This is a genomic window from Actinomyces sp. MRS3W, assembly GCF_032465695.1.
In the GTDB taxonomy this organism is placed as follows: Bacteria; Actinomycetota; Actinomycetes; order Actinomycetales; family Actinomycetaceae; genus Actinomyces.
Genome location: NZ_JAWDJJ010000039.1, coordinates 1 through 9270, shown reverse-complemented (window position 1 = coordinate 9270; position 9270 = coordinate 1). Strand labels below are relative to the sequence as shown.

Sequence of the window (9270 nt, the reverse complement as noted above, 5' to 3'; positions counted from 1 at the left end):
CCTGGACCCGCCGCGGCGGGGCGCCGGACGCAAGATCATCGAGGCGGTGGCCACTCTGAGCCCCAGCCGGGTCGTGCTCGTCGCCTGCGACCCGGCCGCGCTGGCCCGCGACCTGGGCACCTTCCTGCATACCGGCTACCGGCTGGCCGCCATCAGCGCGCTGGACATGTTCCCGCACACGCACCACTTCGAGACCATCGCCACGCTGGTGCGCTAGCGGCCGCGCCAAGCGATCCGGAATCATCCTGGCGCCGCGTCAGTTACGTAAGCCGGGCGTGGCGTATGCCCGACGCGGCAGGGGCCGGGTGGGGCCGTGTTGACGCCGGATGACACGTCGTCCGCTACCGTGAACGACGGTTGGAACCGCCGTACGGGCCAGGTGCGCTCCGTACGCCAGGACGAAGAGGAACGATATTGACCAGTCTCGACACCTTCCACTCCCGTGCCGCCCTCGACGTGGACGGACGTAACTACGAGATCTACCGACTCGACGCCGTCGATGGGCTGAGCCGACTGCCCTACGCGCTCAAGGTCCTCGCCGAGAACCTGCTGCGCACCGAGGACGGGGCCAATGTCACCGCCGACCACGTGCGGGCGCTGGCCGCGTGGGACCCCGCCGCCGAACCCGACACCGAGATCCAGTTCACCCCGGCGCGCGTCATCATGCAGGACTTCACCGGTGTGCCCTGCATCGTCGACCTGGCCACCATGCGCGAGGCGGTTGCCGATCTGGGGGGCGACCCCGAGGTCATCAACCCGCTGGCACCTGCGGAGATGGTCATTGACCACTCCGTCCAGATCGACTCCTTCGGCCTGGCCAGCTCCCTGGAGCGCAACAAGGAACGTGAGTATGAGCGCAACGCCGAGCGCTACCAGTTCCTGCGCTGGGGGCAGGGTGCCCTGGCGAACTTCCGCGTGGTCCCCCCGGGCACCGGCATCGTGCACCAGGTCAACATCGAGCACCTGGCCCGCACCGTCTTCACCCGCGAGGTGGACGGCGTCACCCAGGCCTACCCGGACACCTGCGTGGGCACCGACTCCCACACCACCATGGTCAACGGCCTGGGTGTCCTCGGCTGGGGCGTGGGCGGCATTGAGGCCGAGGCCGCCATGCTCGGCCAGCCGGTATCCATGCTCATCCCGCGCGTGGTGGGCTTCAAGCTCTCCGGGTCCATCCCCGCTGGCGCCACCGCCACCGACGTGGTGCTCACCATCACCCAGATGCTGCGCGCTCACGGGGTAGTGGGCAAGATCGTGGAGTTCTACGGCGAGGGCGTCGCCCAGGTGCCGCTGGCCAACCGCGCCACCATCGGCAACATGAGCCCCGAGTTCGGCTCCACCGCCGCGATCTTCCCCATTGACGAGGTCACCCTGGACTACCTGCGGCTGACCGGCCGCTCCGAGGAGAACATCCGCCTGGTGGAGGAGTACACCAAGGCGCAGGGCCTGTGGCACGACCCGGCTCGCCAGGCGGTCTACTCCGAATACCTCGAGCTGGACCTGTCCACGGTGGTGCCCTCCATCGCCGGCCCCAAGCGTCCGCAGGACCGTATTGAGCTCTCCGGCTCGAAGGCCGCCTTCGCCCAGGCCCTGCCCGCCTACGCCGCCGAGACGCACAAGCCCACGCCGGTCACCCTGGCGGACGGCACACAGGTGACCCTCGACCACGGTCATGTGGCCATCGCCTCGATCACCTCCTGCACCAACACCTCCAACCCCTCCGTCATGGTCGCGGCCGGGCTGCTGGCCCGCAACGCGGTCGCCAAGGGGCTGCGCTCCAAGCCGTGGGTCAAGACCTCCACCGCGCCCGGATCCCAGGTGGTCACCGACTACTATGAGAAGGCGGGCCTGTGGCCGGCGCTCAATGAGCTCGGCTTCAACCTGGTCGGCTACGGCTGCGCTACCTGCATCGGCAACTCCGGGCCGCTGCCCGCCGAGGTCTCTGCGGCGGTCAATGAGGCCGACCTGGCGGTGGTGTCGGTGCTGTCCGGCAACCGCAACTTCGAGGGGCGCATCAACCCCGACGTCAAGATGAACTACCTGGCCTCCCCGCCGCTGGTCATCGCCTACGCCCTGGCCGGGACCATGGACTTTGACTTCGCCACCGAGCCGCTGGGGCGCGACGACGAGGGCAACGACGTGTTCCTGGCCGACATCTGGCCCGACCCCACCGAGGTGCAGGCCGTCATCGACGCCACCATCGACCGGGAGATGTACACGCGCGACTACGCCGACGTGTTCGCCGGCGACGCGCGCTGGCGGGGCTTGGACACCCCCGAGGGGGAGACCTTCACCTGGGATGGGGACTCCACCTACGTGCGCAAGGCCCCCTTCTTCGAGGGGCTGACCATGGAGCTGACCCCCGTGGAGGACATCACCGGTGCCCGGGTGCTCGCCCTGCTGGGCGACTCGGTGACCACCGACCACATCTCCCCGGCCGGCGCCATCAAGGCCGATTCCCCCGCGGGCCGCTACCTGGCCGAGCACGGCGTAGCGCGGGCTGACTTCAACTCCTACGGCTCGCGCCGCGGCAACCACGAGGTCATGATCCGGGGTACCTTCGCCAACATTCGGCTGCGCAACCAGCTGCTCGACGGGGTCGAGGGCGGCTACACCCGCAACTTCCTCACCGGAACCCAGGAGTCCATCTACGACGCCTCCCAGGCGTATCAGGCGGCCGGGGTGCCGCTGGTGGTGCTGGGAGGCAAGGAGTACGGTTCGGGCTCCTCGCGCGACTGGGCGGCCAAGGGCACGGCGCTGCTCGGCGTCAAGGCGGTCATTGCCGAGTCCTTCGAGCGCATCCACCGCTCCAACCTCATCGGCATGGGCGTGGTGCCGCTGCAGTTTCCCGCCGGCCAGTCGGCGGCTTCACTGGGCCTGGACGGCACCGAGACCTTCTCGATCACCGGCTTGACTGCCCTCAACGACGGCGTGACCCCCAAGACCGTCGCGGTCACCGCCCGCAGGGCCGACGGCAGCGAGACCGTCTTCGACGCGCATGTGCGCATCGACACCCCCGGTGAGGCGGACTACTTCCGCAACGGCGGCATCCTGCAGTACGTGCTGCGGGATCTCGCCCGCGGCGAGCAGCGATAACCCGGCAGATTCCTTTCGTCGGCGCAAACGGATGACGCCCGCGCTCACCGAGCGCGGGCGTCATCCGTTTGCGGGTACGCGTCTTCGGCGGCATGACGGCATTACGGCAGCCGGGCATGTGCTTTTTGCCTGCGGCGACACGGCTCCGGCCGGGGACGCGTCAAGGTTCTCGGAGGGTCTGTGCGGCCACGATTCGTCCGGTTCTCCCTGCGATGCCGCGAATTGCGGCCTCGTCCAGGACGATGACCCGCGGTGCGGTGTGTGAGCGCGCACATGAATGAGATCTGAGACACCTAAACTCGATCGTGACCGAGAACGGCGTCGACAGGCGCCGGGCAAGGAGGCGCGATGTTCCAGATCCGTATCCACGGCCGGGGTGGCCAGGGGGTGGTGACCGCGGCGGACCTGCTGGCCTACGCCGCTTTCAAGGAGGACCACTACGCCCAGGCCTTCCCGTCCTTCGGCTCCGAACGCACGGGGGCGCCCGTGGTCTCCTACTGCCGGATCGACACCCGGCCGATCCGCACCCACGAACCCGTCCTGGCCCCGGACGCCGTCATTATCCAGGACCCCACCCTGCTCGGCGCCATCGACGTGTTCGCCGGTCTGCGTCCGGGCGGATACGCGCTTATCAACTCCTCGCGGCCATTCGCCGCCTTGGACCTGGACCCGGCCACGGTGGCCGCGATTCCTCCGGACCATCGTCTCACCGTGCCGGCCACGGACCTGGCCATGGAACACCTCGGGCGGCCCCTGCCCAACGCCGTCCTGCTGGGAGCCTTGACCGCCGTCACCGATGTGCTCGGCATCGAGGCCGTGTGCGCCGCCATTGCGGACCGCTTCCCGGGAACGGTTGGCGAGCGCAATATTGCCGCCGCCCGGGCCGCCCACACGATCGTCGCGGACAAGCTGGCCAACAAGCTCGCCGGGTCTGAGACCCCGACCACCTACGACACTGAGGAGGACGCCGGTGCTGCGTGAGATCGAGGGATCGAAGGCGGTGGCGGCCGCTGTGGCCGCCTGCCGTCCGGATGTCGTGTGCGCCTACCCCATCTCGCCGCAGACGCACATCGTGGAGGAACTCTCCCGCTTGGTCAAAGTGGGGGAACTGGCATGCGAGTACGTCAACGTCGAGTCCGAGTTCGCCGCCCAGTCCGTGGCCATCGGTGCCAGCGCCGTGGGCGCCCGCGCCTATACGGCCACCGCCTCCCAGGGCCTGTTGTACATGGTGGAGGCGGTGTACAACGCCTCCGGCCTGGGGCTGCCCATTGTTATGACCGTGGCGAACCGGGCCATCGGTGCCCCCATCAATATCTGGAACGACCAATCCGACACCATGAGCCAGCGTGATAGCGGCTGGCTGCAGCTCTTTGCAGCGGACAACCAGGAGGCCGCGGATCTGCATGTTCAGGCCTTCCGTATCGCCGAGGAACTGAGCCTGCCGGTCATGGTGTGCATGGACGGATTCGTCCTCACCCACGCCGTCGAGCGCGTCGACGTGCCCGAGCCGGAGCAGGTGGATGCCTTCCTGCCCCCATTCCATCCCGTCCAGTCCCTCGACCCGGAGGACCCGGTCACCATCGGCGCCATGGTAGGGCCCGAGGCCTTCACGGAGGTCCGCTATCTGGCGCACCGCAAGCAGTGCGACGCCGTCGAGGTGGTTGAGCGCGTGGGGCGTGAGTTCGCCGCGGCCTTCGGCCGGGAATCCGGTGGCCTCCTGCACACCTACCGTACGGAGGGAGCCGAAACGGTGGTGGTGGCGCTGGGGTCGGTGAACGGGACTCTCAAGGATGTCATTGACGCCCTGTGGGACGAGGGCGTACCGGTGGGCCTGGTGACCCTCACCTCCTTCCGGCCCTTCCCGGAGGCTGCCATGGCGCGCGCGCTGGCCGGGGCGAAGCGGGTGGTGAGCCTGGAGCGCGCCTTCTGCCTGGGACGTGGCGGCATTGTCGAGGAGGACCTGCGTCGTGTCCTGTGGGACCGCGCCGGCGAGGTCACCCTGACCACGGTGGCCGCAGGCTTGGGAGGCCGTGACATCACCTCGGCCTCCCTGGCCGAGGTCCTGCGCCGCGCCGACCGCGGCGAGCTCGCCCCACTGGAGTTCCTGGACTTGGACGAAGCCGCCGTCGCCGCCCATCTGGCGGCGGTCGGCCCGAGCACACAAGGAGCAGCGTCATGACGACGACGTCGACCACCTCTACCGCCGCACCGCAGCAGTCGGGCGGCCGGACACGTTTCTACCAAGTCGGCTCCTTCGCCGTGGGCAACCGGCTCCTGCCTGAGGTCCGCTCGCTCCAGTCCAGCCGGGAGCGGAACAACACGCTCACCTCCGGGCACCGCGCCTGCCAGGGCTGCGGGGAGGCGCTGGGAGCCCGCTACGTGCTCGACGCCGCTACGGCCGCGGCCGAGGATGCCGGAGGCAGCGTGGTCACCGTCAACGCCACCGGCTGCCTGGAGGTCTTCTCCTCGCCCTACCCCGAGTCCGCCTGGCGTCTGCCCTGGCTGCACTCCCTGTTCGGTAATACCCCCGCCGTGGCCACCGGCGTGGCCGCGGGGCTCAAGGCCAGGGGGCGTGAGGACATCCGGGTGGTCGCCCAGGGTGGCGACGGCGGCACCGTGGACATCGGCTTCGGTTGTCTGTCCGGGATGTTCGAACGCGGCGATGACGTCCTGTACGTCTGTTACGACAACGAGGCCTACATGAACACCGGGGTCCAGCGCTCGGGCGCCACCCCGCCGGCGGCCCGCACCGCCACCACCCAGGCGGTGGGGGATACGCCGGGCAACGTGTTCGGCCAGGGCAAGGACGTGCCTCGCATCGCCATGGCCCATGAGATCCCCTACGTGGCCACGGCAACGGTCGCGGATCTGCACGACCTGGAACGCAAGGTCACCTACGCGATGGGGCTGCACGGTCCGCGTTACATCCACGTGTTCGTCCCCTGCCCCCTGGGTTGGGGAGCGAAGTCCTCCCACACCGTGCGCATCGCCCGCCTGGCCGTGGAATCCGGGCTCTTCCCCGTCTTCGAAGCCGAACACGGCGAGGTCACCGGGGTCAGCCCCATTCGCCGTCAGGTGCCGGTGGAGGACTACCTCGTGCTCCAGCGTCGGTTCGCCCACCTGTTCCGCCCCACGAAGGATGAGGAGACGATCCGCCGTATTCAGGCTCTCGCCGACCGCAACATTCGTCGCTACGGACTGCTGGGGAGCCCCGACGCGGTCCCCGTTCTGAACGACGAGGCCACCGGTGCCACCTCCACTCTGGGTGCGCGCGCTGACCTCAACGATGCCCCCAAGGAGGACTGACATGACCCCCGCCTCCACTCCTGAACCCGCATCCGCTGCCGCCGGAACCGGAAGAGTCCGGCCCTACGCCATCACCTTGGCCATGGCCTCCTCCCTGGAGAACAAGACCGGCGCCTGGCGGGTGGAGCGTCCCGTGTACCGCGACTTCCTGCCACCCTGCAACGATGCCTGCCCCGCCGGGGAGAATATCCAGAAGTGGCTTTACGACGCCGAGGACGGCTCCTACGAGCAGGCCTGGCGCACCCTCATGAAGGACAACCCTCTGCCCGCCGTTATGGGACGCGTGTGCTACCACCCCTGCCAGACTGCCTGCAACCGCGGCAAGGTGGACGAAGCCGTGGGCATTAACGCCGTCGAGCGCTTCCTGGGTGACGAGGCGCTGCGCCAGGGGTGGGTCCCTGATCCGTGCGCGCCGGAGACCGGCAAACGCGTGCTCGTGGTGGGGGCCGGCCCCGCCGGCCTCAGCGCCGCCTACCAGTTGCGTCGCCGCGGCCACGCCGTCACCGTCCGCGACGCTGCCCCCAAGGCGGGCGGAATGATGCGCTACGGCATCCCCGCCTACCGCCTGCCCCGTGACGTGCTCGACGCCGAGATCGCCCGCATCGAGGGCATGGGGGTCCGCTTCGTCCTGGACAGCAAGGTGGACCATATCGCGCCGGATCTGGACTCCGGCGAATTCGACGCCGTCTTCCTGGCCATTGGTGCCCAGGTCGGGCGGCGCACCTACATCCCGGCGGGCGAGGCCGCCCGCATCCTGGACGCCGTCACCCTGCTCAAGGGCATGGAGGACGGCGACGGCACCGCCGACCAGCTCGGGCTGGGGCGGCGAGTGGTGGTCTACGGCGGCGGCAACACCGCCCTCGACGCCGCCCGCACCGCCAAGCGCCTGGGCGCCGAGGAGGCGATCATCGTCTACCGGCGCACCCGCGAGCGCATGCCGGCCCACGACTCCGAGGTGGTCGAGGCCCTGGAGGAGGGCATCCAGATGCGGTGGCTGTCCACCGTCCAACACGCCGACGCCGGCACGTTGCGCATCGAGAAAATGGAGCTCGACGAAACCGGCTTCCCGCAGCCCACCGGCCAGTTCGAGGACCTGGCCGCCGACTCCCTCATCCTGGCGCTGGGACAGGAATCGGACCTGGGCCTGGTGGAGGGCGTGGAAGGACTGACCATCGAGGACGGCGTGGTGCAGGTCGACGACCAGTTCATGACCGGGCACCCGGGACTGTTCGCCGGCGGGGACATGGTGCCCTCCGGGCGCACCGTCACGGTGGGCATCGGGCATGGCAAGCAGGCCGCCCGCGCCATCGATGCCTATCTGCGCGGCGAGGTCTACCGGCCCCCGGCCCGCCACCGGCTGGCCGATATCGGCGCCATCAACTCCTGGTACTACTCCGATGCGCCCCAGCAGGTGCGTGAGCGCCTGGAGGGGGCTCGCCGCTCCCAGACCTTCGACGAAGTGGTTCAGGGGCTGAGCCCTGAAGACGCCCTGTTCGAGGCGCGGCGGTGCATGAGCTGCGGCAACTGCTTCGAGTGCGACAACTGCTATGGGGTATGCCCGGACAATGCCGTCATCAAGCTGGAGCCGGGGCAGCGCTACGCCTTCAACTACGACTACTGCAAGGGCTGTGGCATCTGCGTGGAGGAGTGCCCCTGCGGCGCCATTGAGATGATCCCGGAGATGAGTTGATGGTGTCCCGGCTGGAGGTCAGGCGGGGGTGACGCCCAGACCCTCAATGACCTCGGCGCCGGGCAGGGCCGCCAGCAGCGCTCCGGGCACGAGTAACTTGGAGTGGCGCACGCCGGAGCCGATGAGGATCGTGTCGCGCGCCGCCACCTGCGCGTCGATGAGCAGCCGCCACCCCGCGGGCAGGCCCACCGGGGTGATGCCGCCGTAGGCCATGCCGCTCATGTCCACCGCCTGTTCCATGGGCAGGAAGGACGCCTTGCGCACGTCGATGAGGTTCTTGACCAGGTGATTGACGTCGGCGAAATCGGTGGCCCGCACCACGCAGGCCGCCACGCGCCGCTCCCCGGAGCGCTTGCCCGCCACCAGTACGCAGTTGCCGGTTGCCTCGGGGTTGAGCGAGTACGTCGCGGTGAGTGCATCCGTGTCGGACAGATCTGGGTCGATCTCTACCACTTTCGCCGCATTCGCCAGGTCTCGACCTTCTGCGGTGCCGGCGAGGGCACGGAGCGCGGCCGCGACGGGCGGGGCCAACAGGTCTGTGCGCTCCAGGGCGGACTGCCACCCCAAGGTCTCGGCGAAGACATCGGCGGGTTCGCGCAGTTCAGCTGGTTCGCTGCTTCGATCCGGTTCGCTCATAGGTCGATCCTCATACTCGGTGGATGGTGCGTTGGCAGCCAGCACCGCACAAGTCTAAGACGGTCGCCCGCACCGGACGGGAATGAACAGCGCTGCACCGGGCGTTGAGCTCTGCGATAAGCAGCGATGGAGTCGAGGAGAAGGCATGAACGACACCGCAGCCGCCACCACATCCCCGCAGGTCCAGGACGTGGACCTCCTCGTCGTCGGGGGCGGAAAGGCAGGCAAATCACTGGCGATGCTGCGCGCCCGGAAGGGCGAGGACGTCGTCATGGTCGAGCGCGACAAGGTCGGCGGCACCTGCATCAACGTCGCCTGCATCCCCACCAAGACCCTCATCGCCTCCGCCCGCATCCTGCACCAGGTCCAGGGCGCCGCCGCCTACGGCGTCGCCCTGCCGGAACTCGGTGCCGACGCCTCCAGCTCCCGGGACGACACCGCGCTGCTGACCCGGGCACGTATCGACCTGGCGGCGCTGCGGGAGCGCAAGGAACGCGTTGTCGGCGGCATGGTGGCCGCCCACGAGACCATGTTCGCCGACT

Annotated in this window: 7 protein-coding genes and 1 pseudogene; 7 read left to right on the top strand and 1 reads right to left on the bottom strand. The window is 69.1% G+C overall.

Going from position 1 to position 9270, the window contains the following annotated elements:
• From RWX45_RS01090 to RWX45_RS01065, 6 genes and pseudogenes are all read left to right on the top strand, one after another.
• Nucleotides 1–217, top strand: a pseudogene (locus tag RWX45_RS01090) (class I SAM-dependent RNA methyltransferase); the annotation flags it as partial.
• A 197-nt stretch (nucleotides 218–414) separates the two neighbouring features.
• Entirely contained in the window at nucleotides 415–3096 is a 2682-nt protein-coding gene (gene acnA / locus RWX45_RS01085) for an aconitate hydratase AcnA (protein ID WP_316021947.1), read from the top strand.
• Between the two features lie 348 nt (nucleotides 3097–3444).
• Complete coding sequence (locus RWX45_RS01080) at nucleotides 3445–4077, top strand: 2-oxoacid:acceptor oxidoreductase family protein (protein ID WP_316021946.1); 633 nt, start codon at nucleotides 3445–3447, stop codon at nucleotides 4075–4077.
• A complete protein-coding gene (gene porA / locus RWX45_RS01075; RefSeq protein ID WP_316021945.1) occupies nucleotides 4067–5275 on the top strand; it encodes a pyruvate ferredoxin oxidoreductase in 1209 nt (402 codons plus the stop codon). Before RWX45_RS01080 ends, porA begins: the two co-directional genes overlap by 11 nt.
• Nucleotides 5272–6402, top strand: a complete 1131-nt coding sequence (locus RWX45_RS01070; protein ID WP_316021944.1) for a thiamine pyrophosphate-dependent enzyme — start codon at nucleotides 5272–5274, stop codon at nucleotides 6400–6402. The genes porA and RWX45_RS01070 overlap by 4 nt, the downstream gene beginning before the upstream one ends.
• Before the next feature lies 1 nt (nucleotide 6403).
• Nucleotides 6404–8092 (top strand): NAD(P)-binding protein, encoded by a 1689-nt coding sequence (locus RWX45_RS01065; RefSeq protein ID WP_316021943.1) that lies wholly within the window; start codon nucleotides 6404–6406, stop codon nucleotides 8090–8092.
• An 18-nt stretch (nucleotides 8093–8110) separates the two neighbouring features.
• Here the strand turns inward: RWX45_RS01065 and RWX45_RS01060 are convergent, their stop codons facing one another.
• Nucleotides 8111–8728, bottom strand: coding sequence for a YbaK/EbsC family protein (locus RWX45_RS01060; protein WP_316021942.1), 618 nt, complete (start codon nucleotides 8726–8728; stop codon nucleotides 8111–8113).
• Nucleotides 8729–8873: 145 nt separating this feature from the next.
• Between RWX45_RS01060 and RWX45_RS01055 the strand changes: the two genes are divergently transcribed.
• Nucleotides 8874–9270, top strand: a 397-nt coding sequence (locus tag RWX45_RS01055) for an FAD-dependent oxidoreductase (protein ID WP_316021941.1), incomplete at its 3' end; no start/stop codon positions are given.

Coding starts and splice junctions, on each gene's coding strand:
- RWX45_RS01065 (WP_316021943.1), top strand. CDS start 6,404: ATGACCCCCGCCTCCACTCCTGAACCCGCATCCGCTGCCGCCGGAACC.
- RWX45_RS01060 (WP_316021942.1), bottom strand. CDS start 8,728: ATGAGCGAACCGGATCGAAGCAGCGAACCAGCTGAACTGCGCGAACCC.
- RWX45_RS01080 (WP_316021946.1), top strand. CDS start 3,445: ATGTTCCAGATCCGTATCCACGGCCGGGGTGGCCAGGGGGTGGTGACC.
- RWX45_RS01070 (WP_316021944.1), top strand. CDS start 5,272: ATGACGACGACGTCGACCACCTCTACCGCCGCACCGCAGCAGTCGGGC.